The sequence below is a fragment of the Acidimicrobiia bacterium genome, from assembly GCA_016650365.1.
Lineage (GTDB): Bacteria > Actinomycetota > Acidimicrobiia > Spongiisociales > JAENVV01 > JAENVV01.
Genome location: JAENVV010000262.1, coordinates 1 through 16,375, shown reverse-complemented (window position 1 = coordinate 16,375; position 16,375 = coordinate 1). Strand labels below are relative to the sequence as shown.

Sequence of the window (16,375 nt, the reverse complement as noted above, 5' to 3'; positions counted from 1 at the left end):
GCGTGGCATCACGATCTCGATTTCCCATGTCGAGTATGAGACGGCGAAGCGTCACTACGCACATGTCGACATGCCAGGTCACGCTGACTACATCAAGAACATGATCACCGGTGCGGCCCAGGTCGACGGTGCCATTCTTGTCGTGTCGGCCGCTGACGGCCCCATGCCACAGACCCGTGAGCATGTGCTGCTCGCCCGTCAGGTCGGGGTTCCGAGCATCGTTGTGTTCCTGAACAAGACCGACATGGTTGATGATGAGGAACTACTTGAACTCGTCGAGCTCGAGGTTCGTGAACTTCTGAGCGAGTACGAATTCCCCGGTGACGACGTTCCGGTGATCCGTGGTTCAGCACTCAAAGCCCTTGATGGTGACGAAGCTGCTGCCGAGCAGATCATGGAACTCATGGACGCGGTCGACTCGTACATCCCCGAGCCCGAGCGTGACACCGATAAGCCATTCCTCATGTCGATCGAGGATGTTTTCTCGATCACCGGCCGTGGAACGGTTGTGACCGGCAAGGTCGAGCAGGGGATCTTGAAGGTCAACGAAGAAGTCGAGATCGTTGGCATCAAGCCCACCAGGAAAACTGTTGCAACCGGCATCGAAATGTTCCGCAAGTTGCTTGATGAGGGACGCGCCGGAGACAACGTCGGTGTTCTGGTTCGTGGTGTCGGTAAGGACGAAGTCGAGCGCGGCCAGGTTCTGGCCAAGCCGGGTTCGATTACTCCTCACACCGAGTTCGAGGCTTCGGTCTACATTCTCACCCGTGATGAGGGCGGTCGTCAGAACCCGTTCTTCGCCGGTTACCGTCCGCAGTTCTATTTCCGGACGACCGACGTGACGGGTTCAGTGACCCTGCCGGCAGGTACCGAAATGGTTATGCCGGGCGACAACACGGAAATGACCGTGGAACTTATCGCTCCGATTGCCATGGAAGAAGGCCTCAAGTTCGCCATTCGTGAAGGTGGTCGCACCGTCGGTGCCGGCTTCGTCACGAAGGTGATCAAATAGCTCATCTGAGCTTCGCAGCTCCCGGGCGGGAAATTCCCGCCCGGGTTCTGCAAAACCGAAGGAAACCAGAGAATGCCCTCTGACAAACGACCGGCCATCACGCTGGCTTGCGAGACGTGCAAACATCGCAACTACGTGACGACCAAAAACAAGTCCAACACGAAAGAGCGCTTGGAACTATCCAAGTACTGCTCATGGTGTCGAACACACACCAATCACAAAGAAACTCGCTGAACGAAACGAGGCCCCCGGGGCCTCGTTTCGGTGTGCGGCGGAGCGAGTGGTTCTCCGCGTTCTGCTGCTCGCCTTTCGGGTGATTCGGACTAGCTGCAAGTAAGTACGGGATTCTCAAAACAACACGGATGTGCTTAGTGGTACCGTGTCCAGCACTGAACCTGCGGGCGGAATTTGTGGGTCTCAAGAAAGGACGGCCACCCGGCCGTCCTTTTCTTTTTGCAGCTGGACCGGGTTAGAGCAACGCTGTGAATCCACGCAGTGTGACCGCTGGTACGCACCTCCCAGAGTCGTTAGGTCCGGTTGGGGGGGAAGGCCCCGTCGTCGGAAGGTGGCCGGTAAAAAGGCTGGTGGAGCGTTACAGACTGCATGGTGGTTTGGTAGTAGGAACCGGGCCCGGGTTGGACTGACCGTCGTATATGGGCCGGGCGGAACGGCGTCGGGCGAGAGGCGCGACTACTGTGAACTCATGAGTATCGATCATCTGGCTGGCCGGTCATATGGACCGTTTTCGGTGGCCGTTACGCCCCAGCTGGTGAGTGCTTATGTGGCGGCCACGGGTGATGATCCGATCCGGTGGACGACATTTGCTCCGCCGTCGATAGCGTCGGTGGCTCTATTCGCCGCAGCTCCCGAATTCTTGTTCGGGTCGGATGTTGGCGACTACAACCGCATTTTGTTACATGCGGATCAGACGTTCGAGTGGCATCGGCCGGTTCTGATCGGCAGTGAGCTGGCCGTTACTGCGACGGTTGAGCGGATTCGCGAACGTGGCGGCATGGCGTTCGTGTCCTTCGGGGCTGCCATTGTGGATCATGGCGGAGAACCGGTGATCTCTTCGTCTTCCACCTTCATCATGTCGCCGGAGGCACCGCCGGCAAGTGATGCCGAACAGGTCGAGCCAGACGTTCATCGGCGCGGTGACAACCAGATAGTCCGCCCCGAGCGGATGCCTTCTGCCGGATCAGCCATCGCACCGGTTTCGAAATCGGCGAGCCGGGCAGACCTGGTTCGCTACGCCTCGGCCTCTTCTGACTTCAATCCAATCCACTGGGATCATGCCACCGCGCGGGCGGGGGGTCTGCCACGGGTTATCTGTCACGGCCTGCTCCTTGCCGCCTGGTTGTTCCAGGCTGCCGGGCGGCACACTGACGCACCCGTGCCGTTGTCCAGGGCGTCCGTCCGGTTCAAGAAGCCGCTCCTGGCAGGAGATAGTGGGCGGATTAGCGGTACCGTAACGGCTATGGACTCGACCGCAGCTCAAGTCGATATGACTCTCGCCTCGGCTGGTGAGGTCTGTGTCACTGCCCAGGTGCGGGTGACTCGATGAGTTCGCACCCGATTCACCCCAACGATCACTGGGTGGAGGCCGCTCAGTCAGGCGACCGGGACGCCTTTCGCCAACTCGTTGAGCAGAATCAGCGGGATGTCTACACGTTGGCCGTTCGACTCGTGCGCGACCCCCATCTCGCCGAAGATGTCGCTCAGGAGACGTTCGTCCGTGCCTGGCGAGCCCTGCCGGCGTTTCGCGGGGATGCGGCCTTTTCAACGTGGCTGCATCGCATCACCGTCAATACGGCCTGGACTCACCGGCGCCGCCAGAAGCGTCACCGGCATGCCGACATCGACGAGGTTCGAACGGTTGTAGACGAAACTCGCCGACACAACCCCGGTCATCTTGACGACACGCTCCATCTGGCGGTGGCGTTGCGTGAAGCGCTCAATACGCTGACAGCCGAACAGCGAATGGTGGTGGTCCTCAAAGACGTCGAAGGCTGGTCGCATCTTGAGATCGCTGAGGCGCTCGGGATTACCGCCGGCGCCGCCAAGGTGCGACTGCATCGGGCCAGACGACGCCTTCGGGCTCTCCTTGTGGATGTCGACTGGTGAATCTCGATCGGATTGGAGCCGCGGCCGCTTCGCGGACCTATCAGATGCGCTGTCGATCGATCGGAAGACTGCTTCCCGAATACATCGGTTCGTCAACGCCGCTACCCGAATCGATCGCCACCCACTTGTCGTCCTGTTTGGTCTGTCGAAGCGAGGCCGATCGACTTCGACAGATTGCCAAACTTCTTGAAGAGGGTCGGAGGTACTCCTGGACTCCGCCGGCTTCGCTCGTCGACGCGGTAATGGGGCGCCTTGATGACCCGTATAAGTCACGCTCATGGGGAAGGCTGGCGGTTGCGGCCGGGCTGGCCGTTTGTGTTGGAGTTGCCCTGGCGGCGGTCGGTTCGAGACGGAATCCCCTGGTTTCGCGGTCCGATCCGGACGCGTAGTTCCGTCTCGGCTTTACAGTTCGACCTTTGGATTCGTATACTTGCTTACCGCGCCTGAAATTCCCCTCCAGAGGGGTGTAGCTCGAACTGGCAGAGCGCCGGTCTCCAAAACCGGAGGTTGTGGGTTCGAACCCCACCACCCCTGCTTCACGGACAGAATGAGGAACCAACAAGATCATGAACCGAGATCAACGCCGCATCCAAGATCGTGAGCAACGGCGTCTTGAAAGGGCCGCACAGCAGGAGAAAGAATCGCAGGCTGGAAAGTCTGCTGTTCAGCGCGCCGCTGCCAAGCGGGCTGCCCCGGCCACGAAGGCCAGGGAACCCTTTTTCCGGCGTGTCTGGCACTTCCTCAAGGAAGTCCGGGCGGAACTGAAGCGAGTGTCGTGGCCGACCCGGGAGCAGATGGTGGCCTTCACCACCGTGACGATGATCACCACCGTCGCGCTGACCGCATTCGTGTTCGCGATTGACATAGGTTTTAAAGCGGGTCTTCTGTACATCTTGGAGTTGGGAATATGAGTGACATCGCGCAAGACGACGCGGTTGAAGAGATCGAAGAAGCTGAGGCTCCCGAACTTGACGCCGCGCCGACGACTGACGTAGACGGCGAGGTCGCGGTCGAATCGGTCGTGGCCGAGGTCGTCGAGCCGCTTGCGGACGCCGTACCTGCCGAAGCGGAACCCGTCGTAGCCGAACCGGCCGAGGTCGTACCGGCCAAGCCGGTCAGCCCTTACGACAAGCAAGGCGACTGGTATGTGATCAACTCGTATTCCGGGTATGAGAACAAAGTCAAGATGAACCTGGAAACCCGTACGAAGTCCATGCATCTTGAAGACCGCATCTTTGAAATCGTCATCCCGATGGAAGACGTCGTCGAAATCAAGAATGGCAAGAAAGAGACCGTACAACGCAAGTCGTTGCCCGGCTATGTCCTGTGCCGCATGTATCTCGATGACGACACGTGGTATGCCGTTCGTAACACGCCAGCCGTCACCGGATTCGTTGGTTCGGGTACGAAGCCCGTTCCACTGTCCCGGCGAGAGGTAGAACGGTTCCTCGGTGGCGCCGAAGTCGACGAAGAGGCCAAAGCTCCGCAATTCAAACCCGAGTGGGAAATGGGCGATTCGGTCAGGGTTGTGGTTGGGCCATTCGCCGATTTCAACGGCATCATCGAATCCATCAACCTCGATCAGTCCAAAGTCACCGTTCTCGTCGACATCTTTGGGCGAGACACTCCACTGGAATTGGGTTTCACCGACATTCAAAAGAACTAACCAAACATTCGGGGAAGCCTCGGCTTCGCCTTCAGGCCTGATCCGATGGTGGCGTCTTGCTCCGATGCCGGCATCCGCTTCTGATCGGAGCCTGAGAAGCAACCAAACCCTCAAATCAAGGAAACATAATGGGTCGCAAGAGACTGATGACCGTAATCAAACTGCAGATCCCGGCTGGCCAAGCCAGCCCGGCCCCGCCCGTTGGTCCGGCGCTTGGTCAGCACGGTGTCAACATCATGGACTTCGTCAAGGCGTACAACGAGGCAACGGCGAAGCAGACCGGGACCATCATTCCGGTGGAAATCTCGGTCTTTGAAGATCGGTCATTTACGTTTATCACCAAGACGCCGCCGGCACCGGTTCTACTCCGTCAGGCTGCGCGCCTTGAGAAGGGTTCCGCCACGCCTCACACCGTCAAGGTGGGATCGGTCACCCGTGACCAGGTACGTCAGATCGCCGAGACCAAGATGATCGACCTCAATGCCAATGACATCGAGGCAGCCATGAAGATCATCGAGGGCACCGCTCGTTCGATGGGCATCACTGTCAAGGGCTGATCGCCTGATTCTTCGAATCAGGTTGCAGTTTTGGCTCGCCAAAACTGCTGCGGTAGCAGGGACGGCTTTGCCGAAACTGCGGATAATTTAGAGAGCGTATACGTGGGAGGCTTCGGCCGCTTGGACCACAGCCTGATTCGAAGAATCAGGATGCACTTTCGGCTTTGCCGAAACTGCGAGAAGTTAGAAGCAAAGAGACGATTACGTGGGAGGCTTCGGCCGCTTGGACCACAAGGAGAAAGTAGACATGGCCGGTAAGAAGACGGTTGAAGCAAAAAAGCGGTATGACGACAAGAACGATTATGAGGCCGAAGAGGCGTTTGAGCTCGTCAAGTCTCTGGCATCGGCCACGTTTGACGAAACCGTCGAGGTGGCGTTTCGACTTGGCATCGACCCTCGCAAAGCCGATCAACTGGTGCGAGGAACCGTGTCGCTCCCGAACGGAACCGGAAAGACGGTCCGCATTGCAGTGATCGCCTCATCCGAAAAACACGCGGAAGCTGAAGCAGCCGGTGCCGATCTCGTTGGTGGCGAAGAGCTTGTTGCGGAACTTACGGCCGGCCATGCCCTCGACTTCGATTTGATGATCGCCTCACCCGACATGATGGCCAAAGTAGGAACGCTCGGTCGAGTGCTCGGACCACGAGGCTTGATGCCTAACCCGAAGGCTGGCACCGTGACCCAGGACATCGGCAAGGCCGTAACCGAATTCAAGGGCGGCCGTATCGAATACCGCAACGACAAATTCGGCAACGTGCATGTCCCGATCGGCAAGGTCTCGTTCGAGGCCGACAAGCTGTTCGAGAACTTCGTAGCGATCTCTGGCGAAATCAGCCGCGCCCGCCCGGCTGCCTCAAAAGGTGTCTACATCCGAAACGTCTCGGTGGCATCAACGATGGGCCCCGGTATCCGGGTTCAGCCGTATGTGCCAAAGAAGAAGGCTTAGCGTTTCCTGATCGTCCGATAGTTTTCGTTGGCCAACCGTCCGACGATGTTGCAGTTGCCTGAGCGTGGGCTCGAACCGGACGTTTCGCCGCCCGTCCAATCAAGAAGAACGCCCGGGCTGCGGACCGGGCGTTCTTCGATGTGGGGATGACGTTCGCTGAGCAGAGTCAGGGCTTTCGCCGGAGCTGTTCGCAACCGCGCAGGGTAGGGTCCACGATTGCTCTGAGAGAGTGGGTCGCTCCTGCGACTTGCCCGACAGATCTGTCTGCGTTAGGAAGGTCTTAGTGGTTTGTCTGTCTGACAGCCTTTCCGTTGTCTATCCCCGCCCGGTGTGATGCCCCGGGTATCTGTTTCGACTATCGCGCCTCTTCCCGAACCTGTCTACGGCGAATTTCATGGAATGCCACGGCGCGTGAAAGTTCGGGAGAGAATGGCCTCATCCGGTCACGGCGCGTGAGTGCGTCTGAAGAAAACCCGTGGATATGACACAGAGAAGTCCTGCCGGTATGCTTGCAGGCACAACTCCAAGCCTGGTCAAAAGACCAGTCTTCGACCCCAGACCGTCGGACCCTTTGAGGTCAAAAGAGCGACAAGCTCGTCCTACGCAGGTTGAAGCCCTCCTCTGAGGTTCTTCGTTCTGCGGTCGAAGAACCTTTTCCTATTGAGGAGGAGTCTATGCCACGACCTGAGAAGGTCCAGGCAGTTGAAGAGATCAGAGACCGGTTGGGCTCGGCGCGGGCTACTTACCTCGCCGAGTACCGTGGGCTGAGCGTCAACCAGCAGCAGAAGCTCCGTCGGGCGCTTCGGGCAGCTGGTGGTGAGTTCAAGGTTGTCAAGATGTCGTTGGCTCGTCGAGCCGCCGATGAGCTTGGGATCGAATTTGGTGATGACCTCACGGGTCCCACCGGTTTGGCCTTCGCTGATACTGACGCCGTTTCGATCGCCAAGGTCCTTCGGGATTTTGCGAAAGAGAACGACGCATTGGTTATCAAGTCAGGCGTTCTTGGCACTGAGATGCTGACCCCTGAGTCGGTGACCAAGCTCGCTGACATTGAGCCTCGCGAAGTCCTGTTGGCCAAGATAGCTGGTGCTGCCAAGGCACCGTTGGTCAACTTTGCCGGGATGCTCCAGTCGTTCACGCGCGATGCCGCGTCGCTGTTCTCGCAACTGCTTGAAAAGAAAGAAACCGACCCCGCTTCCCAGGATGCGCCCGCTTCGCAAGACGCGGCCGAACCTACGGAAGCTACCGCTTCTCAAGAGGCGACCGACACAGACGGAGAGGCTCCTGCTCAGGTAGAGGCCGCTGCTGACGAAGAAGTCGTTTCTGAACCGGCAGCCGAGGCTGACGAAGAAGTTGTGACCGAACCAGAGACCGAGGCGCCAGTCGCCGAGGCCGCCGAGGAGGAATAACCATGGCGAAAACGAAGATGAGTACAGACGACCTATTGGACGTCTTTGGAGAAATGACCGTCCTGGAACTCAAAGATTTCTTGGATGCGTTCGAAGAGAAGTTTGAGGTAACTGCTGCCGCTCCGATGGCCATGGCGATGGCTCCTGCTGCCGCCGGTGATGTTGTCGTCGAGGAAGAAAAGGACGAGTTCGATGTTGTCCTGACCAGCCCCGGTGACAAGAAGATCCAGGTCATCAAAGAGGTCCGTGGCATCACGAACCTTGGTCTCAAAGAGGCCAAGGATCTCGTCGAAGCGAACGGTACCGTTCTTGAAGGTGCCAGCAAAGAAGATGCCGAAAAAGCCAAAGCGACCCTTGAGGCTGCCGGCGCCAGTGTCGAACTTCGTTAGTTCGACCACGGCCAATTGAAAAGAGGCCCGGCATCTGCCGGGCCTCTTTTTTATGGGTCGCTCGACGAGCTTGGCGGCGAGAATTCGAGGCAGCTCGTTGAAGGGTGGTTACCCGATGACCCCGCGAATCGGACCGCATGGGGTTATCGGTGGCTAGCCGAACAGTGGCCGGTTGATGGCATCCATGATGGCCCGGGCGACCGCCTTGGTGGCACCATCTGACTTCACGCGAGCGGTACCGACGTAGACGTTCTCGCCGTTGTCGACCCGTACCAGGGCCAGAGCAATCGGCTTTGACTGCACGTCGGTGATGGCGAGCCCGGCGAAATCGACGTCGAGTTGTCGGTCGCTGGCGACCTTGGCAGCTTCGAGCGTCGCCCGGCAAACGATGTCGAGGTGAGTGGAGGCATCGGCGGGTCCAGTGGCCTGGCCGCGGAACTCCTCGTTGTTCCTGATGAGAACGGCTACGACCGTCAGGCTTTCGCCATCGCGTTGTTCGTCGATCATGATTAGTTCGGGTCGCATAGCCACGATGATAACCCTTCGCTATCAGCCTTGGTCGCTTTCGCGATTCGATCCTTGAGCGAGCGCAGGATAAGCATCCCGGACAGTTACCATGCGTTCGATGGACACCCTCCTTCCTCCAGCGGTTGATACCAGGACGCCCGACCGCCCGGCGCGTTGGCCGGTCGTCCTTGCGGTCGTCATCGTGATCGCTGCAATATTGATCGGTGTCGGTGCGTCGGTCACGCTTCCGTACTATTCATTTTCACCCGGTCCGGCATACGAAATCGATGATCTCGTCACGATGGCCAACCCGGACCCGATTGACGGCGAGTTCTATATGCTGACGATCTCGCTGTCTCCGGTTTCGGTGATCGAGTATGCGTTGGCCCAGTTCGAGAGCTCCGTCGACATTATTCCCCGTGAGGCGGTTCGACCGGTCGGTCAAACCGATGAGGAGTACCGCGCCAGGAATCGGCTTTCGATGGACGAGTCCAAGACCAACGCCGTCTACGTGGCGCTCAATTACCTCGGATATGACGTGACCGTCAGTGGCGATGGTGTGCTTGTGGCCGGGCTCACCGAGGGCTCACCGGTCGAGGGCGTGCTTCTGCCTGACGATGTGATCGTCAAGGTCGATGGTGTCCCGGTAATGACTTCCGGCGATCTGACGTCGTTGATTGGTGAGCGTGCCGTCGGCGACGAGGTCGCCCTTGACCTTCTGCGCGACGGGGAGCCGGTCTCGCTAACGGTGACGCTCGTCGAGCATGTGTCCGATCCATCCCGGCCCATGGTCGGGTTTCTGGCTACCACCTACAACTGGCGTTATACGTCGGGGATCGACATAGAGATCGATACGACCAATGTGGGAGGGCCTTCGGCGGGTCTCATGTACACGCTAACCCTGATTGACATGCTGTCCGAAGAAGACCTGGCGGGCGGCCGGGTCATCGCCGGCACCGGCACGATTGACCTTGATGGCTCGGTTGGACCGATCGGGGGTATCCGCCAGAAGGTCGTCGCCGCCCAGGCGACCGGAGCGGATGTGATGTTCGTCCCTGCCGACAACTGGGATGAATTAGAGGGATTTGACGTAGACATCGAGAAGGTTCGGGTTGAGACATATCTCGACGCGCTCGCGTACCTGACCGGTCAACAGTCGTGATTTCGGTCTGAAAGCGCCGGATATCGACACGGGGCGCGGTATCGTGGCGCCCATGTCCACCGGCTTCGAAGATTCGCCGACCTTCTCGACCAAACTACGAGGGTTTGATCAGGGTCAGGTCAACTCATACATCGAGGGCCAGGCTGCTCGCATCAGTGAACTGGCTCGCGAAAAGGACGCGCTCCTTGCCCGGCTCGAGCAAATGGGCGAGACCTCGATCGACTTCAACTCGTTCGCAGACGAACTCAGACACATTCTTGAGGCAGCCCATCAAGCCGCTGACACATTGCGAAATCGAGCCACCAGTGAGGTGACCGCCTGGCGTGATTCGGCTCACAAAGAGATCGAGCTGTCTCGTCGGGAGGCCGGCGAAGCGGCCGAGAATTTGCGGCGCGACGCCTGGATTGCTGCTGAAACGCTCATCGAGCAGTCTTTGGACGAGGCAAAGCATGCCGTTGAAGAGGCGGCTCGGGAAGCGCTGGCCATCGTTGGCAAAGCCGAACGTGACGCTCATCGAATCCAGTCGAATGCTCGCCGCGAGAGCGAAGAGCTCATGAGGCTGGCCCGAATGGAATCGGAGCGGCTCCTGGTCGACGCCCGCGCCCAACATGATGAGATCGTCGAAAAGGCGAGAACCCAGGCCGATGCTGCTCAGGAACGAGCTCGATCGCTGGAAGTTCGCCGGGTTGAGCTACTTTCTGAACTCGACTCCGTTCAGGTCGCCGTGGCTCGCCTCGAAGATGACTTGAAGCGTAAACGCGAAGAACTTGAGGCCGCCCCTCCGGCCGCCGCGTATGTCGACTCCTCCGTAAAGGTTATCGAAAAGCCTTCGGCCGATAGCCCTGGCTGGGATTCGGACGGCATCAAGCTTATTCCTGCGCCAAAGCGAGTCGACACTCCGAATGCCGCTCCAATCGATGCCTCCGAAATGGCCGAGGAGGTTCGCCGGCTCAACGCTCCTCGGGTGCCCGACGAACCTGAGGAAGCAGAGTTCTCGATAATCAAGATCATCCCGGCCAAGCACGACGAAGTCGAAGGGACGGACGTCACTGCTCAAGACGAGACCGGCGAAGATGAGACTGCTGCTAAGGAGCTTGAACCCGGTGATGACGCAACCGCCACTGCCGACGAAGTCGACTCCGGTGAACAGACCGTGGAAACTCCGCAGGTCGAGGCTGCTGCGGAAGAGACGGTGCAGCCGGCCGAGCCTGACCCGGACGACTTAGGCGGGCTGTTCGCGGCGTTGCGTGAAACAGCCGAAATTCTGGTCGTGACCGCCGCGGTGGCCGAGAGCGATGTTCAGGAACAGGTTCACGACGCCCGTCAGCTGGACACGGATGAGGAACCGACCCAAGTGGACCGCCTGGTGGCCGCTACCGTCGAGGCCCCCGCGGATGCCCTTGAACTGAGGGATCATCTGTTGCTGCCGATTATGAATCGGGTCCTTCGCGACATCAAGCGCCAGCTCACCGAGGCCCAGAACATCGCCCTCGAGCACATGCGAGTTGCAGAAGACGAGTGGGAGCCGGATGTCGCCGAACTGACCGAACGGGTTCATGGTGGCCTGACAATCGTTGCTCAGGAATCGTTCGCGGCTGGCTATGAAGCAGTCGAGGAGATGACCGGCTCGAATCCGGGCCGACCCAAGTCGCACAAGTCTGATATTCCCAATGTCAGCGTTGAGTTTGCCGAGGCCATCGCCGCCGATCTGGTTACGGCGGCTTCCAAAGGGGACGGTCCACGCGCCGCAGCCTCGGCCGTTAGTCGGGCCTACCGCGCCTGGCGGACCGATACTGCCGAACGGCGGGTGCGGGCTATCGCTCGGGCCGCCTACCACCGGGGGATTGCCAGGGCTCTCGTTAGCGTTGAGGCACCCACGATGGTGTGGGCTGTGGCCGGACGAGGTTGTATCGAGTGTCGCACGATGGCCGAGGCCGGACCGGTCTCACCAAGCCGTGGGTTCGCCGGTTCTGTGGTGCCTCCACTTCACAACGAATGCTCTTGTACGGTCGTACTCGACGCATGAGTTTTGAATCGCCATAGAATGGCGGTTCATGATCTCTAACTCATCACCATCAACCGGGGCTCCTCGTCGGCTCAATCTGGTCATCATCGCGGTTGTTCTCTTTGCGGCCTACGAGGTTCTCCGGAGATTGGCCGTTTTGTGGACCGACTACTTGTGGTTCGATTCGGTCAATCTCACGTCGGTTTGGTGGACCCTTAATGGAAGTCGGCTGGCACTTGGAGTCGTGGGTTTCGTACTCTCGTTTGTGATCCTGTATTCGAACCTCTATGCCGCCGAAAGGATTTCACCCCGCTTCGATCTGCTGGTGATCGAGGGGCAGGACGAAATGATCGAGCGCTTCAACGACTGGTTGGAGCCACGCATGCGCCGGATCCTGCTGCTGATCGCTGGCGTGTTCGCCCTCCTGAGTGCCGGATCAACGGTCGATTGGGCGCTCCCAGCCCTGCAGTTCCTGAACCCGGAGTCGTTCGGGAAGCTCGATCCGGTGTTTGGAAACGATCTTTCGTTGTATGTGTTCCAGTTGCCGTTCATGCGAATGGTCAACGTTTGGCTTTTCACCCAACTGGTCATCACGCTGATTGTGGTGGCGGTTATCCATTACCTCAACGGCGGCATCAAACTCCTACCCGACCGCCCGCCCGAGGTGCGCCCGGGGGTCAAGTCACATGTCAGTGTGATCCTGGCAGCCTTGGCTTTCACGAAGGCCTGGGGATATTTACTCGACTCATATGATCTGCTCGACGCTCCGGGAGAGCCGTACCGGGGGGCTTTCTTTACCGATGTCAACGCACAGATCCCGGCCAACCGGCTTCTCGCCATTGTGGCTTTGGTTGCGGGGTTCGTCTTCTTGGCGAATATCTGGCAGAAGCGTTGGCTGTTGCCCGCCGTCGCCGGGGGCGGGTGGCTGGTGGTGGCCCTCATCGTCGGGGTGGCGTATCCGCAGATCGTCGAACGGTTCCAGGTATCGCCGAACTTCATTACCAAGGAGACCCCGTACGCCGAACAACACATGGAGTTTACGAAGCTCGGGTTCGACCTTGCCGATATCGAGGTTGTTGAATTCCCGGCGACCAATGGGCTGAGCGCCGCCGACTTGCCGAACAATTCTGACACTGTCGAGAATCTCCGCTTGTGGGATCCCGTGGTGCTGGCGTCGACCTACCGGTCGTCCCAGGAGCTTCGTCCGTACTACGAGTTCGACGACATCGACGTAGATCGTTACGAGCTCAACGGGCGCGAGACGCAGGTTGAGCTTGGTGTTCGTGAAATGGTTGCTGACGAGCAGTCGAGTGGATGGGTCAATGAACACCTGGTCTTTACCCACGGATACGGGATCGTGGTGTCGCCTGCCAACGATGTCACCGACCAGGGAAAGCCCGACTATTTGGTCAAGGACATTCCGCCGCTGTCAGAGGTTCCCGAGCTCGAAGTCGATGAGCCGCGGGTCTATTTCGGGGAACTGCTTGAAGCCGGGACGTTCGTTTTTGCCAACTCGGACGAGCGTGAAGTCGACCCCGACCCGACGTTCTCGTCGTATGAGGGGGAGGGTGGCATTCCGCTGGGAGGATTCTTCCGTCGGGCAGCGTTCGCGTTGCGTTTTACCGATTTCAACACGCTCATTTCGGGCCAGATTGATGGTGAGAGCAAGGTCATGATGCGCCGGAACATCCTGGATATGGTGGCGACCACCGCCCCGTTCCTTCGCACGGATTCAGATCCATACATGGTTGTGGTTGATGGACGTATGCAATGGGTCATCGACATGTATTCGGTGTCTGATTCGTTCCCGTACTCTCAGTCGGCGGCGACTGGCCGCCTGGCCGCCGTCCCACGGAGCTTCCCCGGACTTCCGTTGCCAACCCGCTTCAACTACGTCCGCAACTCGGTGAAGGCCGTCGTCGATGCCTATGACGGCTCGATGACTTTCTATGTTGTCGAGGACACCGACCCGATTATTCAGTCGTGGGAGGCGGTCTTCCCCGAGATGTTCACGGATCAGTCCGAGATGCCTGATTCCCTTCGCGAACACTTGCGATACCCGGAAGACCTGTTCCGGGTGCAGGCGGATATGTATCAGCTTTATCATGTCGACGAGGTTCGGGAGCTTCTTGAGAACTCGGACCCCTGGGCGGTGGCCGCCGATCCCTCCACATCTGAGCTTGAAATCACCCGGTTCCTTGCGCAGCTAACGGCGGCTGAACAGGCCCTCCAGAACCGGACGATGTTGCCGTACTACTTGCTGATGAAGCTCCCCGGCGAGGATCAACTTTCCTTTTTGATCATGCAACCGTTCGTGCCCGAGAACAAAGAAAACATGATCTCTTTCCTCATCGCCAAGAGTGATCCTGGTCGGTACGGCGAGTTCATCGACTTCCGATTACCCGCCAATGCCCAGTTTGACGGCCCTGGCCTGGTTGGAAAAGACATCAACCAGGATTCGGACTACTCGGCGCTACGCACCCTGCTCGGGCAAGAGGGATCGACGATCATCCAGGGTCAGATGCTCATCGTGCCGATCGAGGAGTCGATCATCTTCGTGCAACCGATATACCTCCAGGGCGATGGAGAGAACACCATTCCCGAGTTCAAACGGGTGGCGGTGGTGTTCGAGAATCGGATCGCCATCGGCGAGACGCTTGACCAGGCCCTGGCGCTCACATTCCCGGGCTACGAGGCCGGAATCGATATCACACCGATCACGGATGTGCCCATTGGGGAGTTGCCTACGGAGGTAGCCGACCTCGTTGCGGCGGCTGACGCGGCGCTTAACGCCGCTCAACAGGCTCTCAACGCTGGCGACCTCGGTACCTACCAATCGAAGGTCGACGAGGCCCGTGACCTGATCACCGAAGCGCTAAGCAAACTCGCCGAGACCCCCGCGCCGTAGCGCTGGCCAGTTCGCCTGGTCGTCCATGGTGGGCTTTCTTCCACAGACATGTACCGCGATACCTCGCCTGACATACTCCAGGCGACATTGCAGCCAACGCAGCATGGTTAGGCGACGACTCGGCCGGGGCTGACGATTAACCGATGTTGCCTACCCCGGTCCGTTCCATGTCGCCCCATTCGAGTTTGCCTTGTCGCCAGAACAGTGACCGGAATCGCCACCAGACTGTGCGCTGACGGGGCCCGAAGTTCTCGAGAATGGCGGTCCTAAGGAGGCGTAATGCGTCGCGCGGCGAATTGAAGTGTCCGTATCGTTCGTCGAGGTAGAGCGAAGCCAGAGAGTTGAGCACGGCGATCAGGAGCGTTACCAGGAGGAGCCCGATCACCAGGGCAGGCTCGATTTCGGAGCGGACCAGCGTGAGGGGCATGATGATCCACCCGAGCGCTTCTAGGATCGGTGCGACGAATTCGAATAGGAAAAAGGCCGGCCAGGCGACCATGCCGATGAACCCGTAGCGTGGGTTGAAGAGCATCTTTCCGTGATCTTGGATCACCTGCCTGAGGCCACGATGCCAACGGATCCTTTGTTTACGCAGCACCGGTGCCGTTGACGGCACTTCGGTCCACACGACGGCATTGGGGGCATACACGATTCGGTAAGGCCGGCCTGCTTCCCGCTGGGTGCGATGCAAGCGTATGGTGAGATCCAGGTCTTCGCCAAGGTGGTGTTGGGGGAAGCCGTGTGCTTCGATCACGGCCTGTTTGTTGAACGCCCCGAACGCCCCTGACACGAGCAGGAGGCCGTTCATGAAAGACCAGCCAGGCCGCGATCCGAGAAAGGACCGTTGGTATTCGACGACCTGGGTCAGTTCCAAAAGAGACTTGGGGAGACTGGATTCAGTCACCCTTCCCATCGATACCTGGCACCCGTTGAGCGGTCGAATGTTTCCACCCACTGCCACTGTGTGACCTCGGTCCTGAACAAAGGGCCGCATCACCCGGATCAGTGAATCCTCTTCGAAGATCATGTCGGCGTCGGTCACGACCACATACGGAAACGTCGACGCGTTGATGCCGGCGTTGAGAGCGTCGCCCTTTCCACCGTTTTCTTTGTCTACGACAGTGAGCGGAATGGCGAGAGTCGACTTGTAGATGGCCCGGATCGGGGCGTGCGCCAGGTCGGGCCGAATCGGCAGGTCGACCCTTCGAAGCTTGAACGCCTCTATGAGACGCTCAAGGGTGTCGTCGGTTGACCCGTCGTTGACGACGATTAATTCGTAGCGAGGATACGAAAGAATGGTTCGCGATCGGACGGATTCGACGATGCCGGCGTCTTCGTTATAGGCGGGAACGATCAGCGAAACCGGCGGTGTCGAAGGGGATCGGAGCATGTCTTCGACCCGACCGTATTTGGCCGTTCGGGCGTCGCGCACGAGGGCTCGGGAAGAGAGAACCAGCAGGACCAACGTCTGGATCTCCATGGCGATGAAGAATCCCAGGATGATGAGTGAAATGGTCCGTAACACTCAGGTCACCTCGTCGGGGCTTGTGGCAGGCTGGTAGAGACCGGCGAATCTGGCGGCCGACGATGGATCGTCATGTACCTTCGGTCCCCTGGCCATGAGCTGGGCACGCGCTGCATCAGCGGCGTATCGGTCTTCGTGGTCGAGTGTATCGAAGAGTGCCTCAAT

At 59.1% G+C, this 16,375-nt stretch carries 17 protein-coding genes and 1 tRNA gene; 15 read left to right on the top strand and 3 right to left on the bottom strand.

Annotated features, from left to right (window positions below; all coding sequences use genetic code 11):
• The 10 genes from tuf to rplA all read left to right on the top strand — a co-directional run.
• Positions 1-1,012 (top strand): elongation factor Tu (gene tuf, locus JJE47_15000; protein ID MBK5268727.1); only part of this gene is annotated, 1,012 nt, incomplete at its 5' end.
• Positions 1,013-1,084: 72 nt separating this feature from the next.
• Positions 1,085-1,246: a 50S ribosomal protein L33 gene (rpmG, locus tag JJE47_14995; GenBank protein ID MBK5268726.1), complete on the top strand. Its 162-nt coding sequence runs from the start codon at positions 1,085-1,087 to the stop codon at positions 1,244-1,246.
• Between the two features lie 469 nt (positions 1,247-1,715).
• Positions 1,716-2,576 carry a MaoC family dehydratase N-terminal domain-containing protein gene (locus tag JJE47_14990; GenBank protein ID MBK5268725.1) on the top strand — a complete coding sequence of 287 codons (861 nt, stop codon included), beginning with the start codon at positions 1,716-1,718 and terminating at the stop codon, positions 2,574-2,576.
• Entirely contained in the window at positions 2,573-3,136 is a 564-nt protein-coding gene (locus JJE47_14985) for a sigma-70 family RNA polymerase sigma factor (GenBank protein ID MBK5268724.1), read from the top strand. The genes JJE47_14990 and JJE47_14985 overlap by 4 nt, the downstream gene beginning before the upstream one ends.
• Complete coding sequence (locus JJE47_14980) at positions 3,133-3,525, top strand: hypothetical protein (protein MBK5268723.1); 393 nt, start codon at positions 3,133-3,135, stop codon at positions 3,523-3,525. Before JJE47_14985 ends, JJE47_14980 begins: the two co-directional genes overlap by 4 nt.
• A gap of 71 nt (positions 3,526-3,596) precedes the next feature.
• Positions 3,597-3,670: transfer RNA gene (locus tag JJE47_14975), tRNA-Trp, on the top strand.
• 32 nt (positions 3,671-3,702) lie between these two features.
• Complete coding sequence (secE, locus tag JJE47_14970) at positions 3,703-4,047, top strand: preprotein translocase subunit SecE (GenBank protein MBK5268722.1); 345 nt, start codon at positions 3,703-3,705, stop codon at positions 4,045-4,047.
• The gene (nusG, locus tag JJE47_14965) at positions 4,044-4,802 is read left to right on the top strand and encodes a transcription termination/antitermination protein NusG (GenBank protein ID MBK5268721.1); all 759 of its coding nucleotides are present in this window, start codon (positions 4,044-4,046) and stop codon (positions 4,800-4,802) included. The genes secE and nusG overlap by 4 nt, the downstream gene beginning before the upstream one ends.
• Positions 4,803-4,927: 125 nt before the next feature.
• A complete protein-coding gene (gene rplK, locus JJE47_14960; GenBank protein MBK5268720.1) occupies positions 4,928-5,359 on the top strand; it encodes a 50S ribosomal protein L11 in 432 nt (143 codons plus the stop codon).
• Between the two features lie 247 nt (positions 5,360-5,606).
• Positions 5,607-6,305 (top strand): 50S ribosomal protein L1, encoded by a 699-nt coding sequence (rplA, locus tag JJE47_14955; protein ID MBK5268719.1) that lies wholly within the window; start codon positions 5,607-5,609, stop codon positions 6,303-6,305.
• Here rplA and JJE47_14950 read toward each other — a convergent pair.
• Positions 6,302-6,499 (bottom strand): hypothetical protein, encoded by a 198-nt coding sequence (locus JJE47_14950; protein ID MBK5268718.1) that lies wholly within the window; start codon positions 6,497-6,499, stop codon positions 6,302-6,304. The genes rplA and JJE47_14950 overlap by 4 nt on opposite strands.
• Positions 6,500-6,979: 480 nt before the next feature.
• Between JJE47_14950 and rplJ the strand changes: the two genes are divergently transcribed.
• Complete coding sequence (rplJ, locus tag JJE47_14945) at positions 6,980-7,714, top strand: 50S ribosomal protein L10 (protein ID MBK5268717.1); 735 nt, start codon at positions 6,980-6,982, stop codon at positions 7,712-7,714.
• A gap of 17 nt (positions 7,715-7,731) precedes the next feature.
• On the top strand, positions 7,732-8,103 hold the full coding sequence (gene rplL, locus JJE47_14940; protein MBK5268716.1) for a 50S ribosomal protein L7/L12: 372 nt from the start codon (positions 7,732-7,734) through the stop codon (positions 8,101-8,103).
• Between the two features lie 153 nt (positions 8,104-8,256).
• Here the strand turns inward: rplL and JJE47_14935 are convergent, their stop codons facing one another.
• Positions 8,257-8,628, bottom strand: a complete 372-nt coding sequence (locus tag JJE47_14935) for a hypothetical protein (protein MBK5268715.1) — start codon at positions 8,626-8,628, stop codon at positions 8,257-8,259.
• 100 nt (positions 8,629-8,728) lie between these two features.
• On the opposite strand from JJE47_14935, the gene JJE47_14930 reads away from it, so the two are divergent.
• Genes JJE47_14930 through JJE47_14920 form a run of 3 tightly spaced genes read left to right on the top strand, consistent with a single transcriptional unit; the run spans position 8,729 to position 14,685 of the window.
• The gene (locus JJE47_14930; protein ID MBK5268714.1) at positions 8,729-9,772 is read left to right on the top strand and encodes a PDZ domain-containing protein; all 1,044 of its coding nucleotides are present in this window, start codon (positions 8,729-8,731) and stop codon (positions 9,770-9,772) included.
• Positions 9,773-9,824: 52 nt separating this feature from the next.
• Positions 9,825-11,798, top strand: a complete 1,974-nt coding sequence (locus JJE47_14925) for a DivIVA domain-containing protein (GenBank protein MBK5268713.1) — start codon at positions 9,825-9,827, stop codon at positions 11,796-11,798.
• Positions 11,799-11,826: 28 nt separating this feature from the next.
• Positions 11,827-14,685 carry a UPF0182 family protein gene (locus JJE47_14920; protein ID MBK5268712.1) on the top strand — a complete coding sequence of 953 codons (2,859 nt, stop codon included), beginning with the start codon at positions 11,827-11,829 and terminating at the stop codon, positions 14,683-14,685.
• A gap of 136 nt (positions 14,686-14,821) precedes the next feature.
• On the opposite strand, the gene JJE47_14915 is transcribed toward JJE47_14920, so the two are convergent.
• On the bottom strand, positions 14,822-16,210 hold the full coding sequence (locus JJE47_14915; GenBank protein ID MBK5268711.1) for a glycosyltransferase: 1,389 nt from the start codon (positions 16,208-16,210) through the stop codon (positions 14,822-14,824).
• Positions 16,211-16,375 lie beyond the last annotated feature (165 nt).

Excerpts from the sequence above, each read along its gene's own strand:
- rpmG (MBK5268726.1), top strand. The coding sequence starts at position 1,085 with ATGCCCTCTGACAAACGACCGGCCATCACGCTGGCTTGCGAGACGTGC.
- JJE47_14990 (MBK5268725.1), top strand. The coding sequence starts at position 1,716 with ATGAGTATCGATCATCTGGCTGGCCGGTCATATGGACCGTTTTCGGTG.
- JJE47_14985 (MBK5268724.1), top strand. The coding sequence starts at position 2,573 with ATGAGTTCGCACCCGATTCACCCCAACGATCACTGGGTGGAGGCCGCT.
- secE (MBK5268722.1), top strand. The coding sequence starts at position 3,703 with ATGAACCGAGATCAACGCCGCATCCAAGATCGTGAGCAACGGCGTCTT.
- nusG (MBK5268721.1), top strand. The coding sequence starts at position 4,044 with ATGAGTGACATCGCGCAAGACGACGCGGTTGAAGAGATCGAAGAAGCT.
- rplA (MBK5268719.1), top strand. The coding sequence starts at position 5,607 with ATGGCCGGTAAGAAGACGGTTGAAGCAAAAAAGCGGTATGACGACAAG.
- rplJ (MBK5268717.1), top strand. The coding sequence starts at position 6,980 with ATGCCACGACCTGAGAAGGTCCAGGCAGTTGAAGAGATCAGAGACCGG.
- rplL (MBK5268716.1), top strand. The coding sequence starts at position 7,732 with ATGAGTACAGACGACCTATTGGACGTCTTTGGAGAAATGACCGTCCTG.
- JJE47_14935 (MBK5268715.1), bottom strand. The coding sequence starts at position 8,628 with ATGCGACCCGAACTAATCATGATCGACGAACAACGCGATGGCGAAAGC.
- JJE47_14930 (MBK5268714.1), top strand. The coding sequence starts at position 8,729 with ATGGACACCCTCCTTCCTCCAGCGGTTGATACCAGGACGCCCGACCGC.
- JJE47_14925 (MBK5268713.1), top strand. The coding sequence starts at position 9,825 with ATGTCCACCGGCTTCGAAGATTCGCCGACCTTCTCGACCAAACTACGA.
- JJE47_14920 (MBK5268712.1), top strand. The coding sequence starts at position 11,827 with ATGATCTCTAACTCATCACCATCAACCGGGGCTCCTCGTCGGCTCAAT.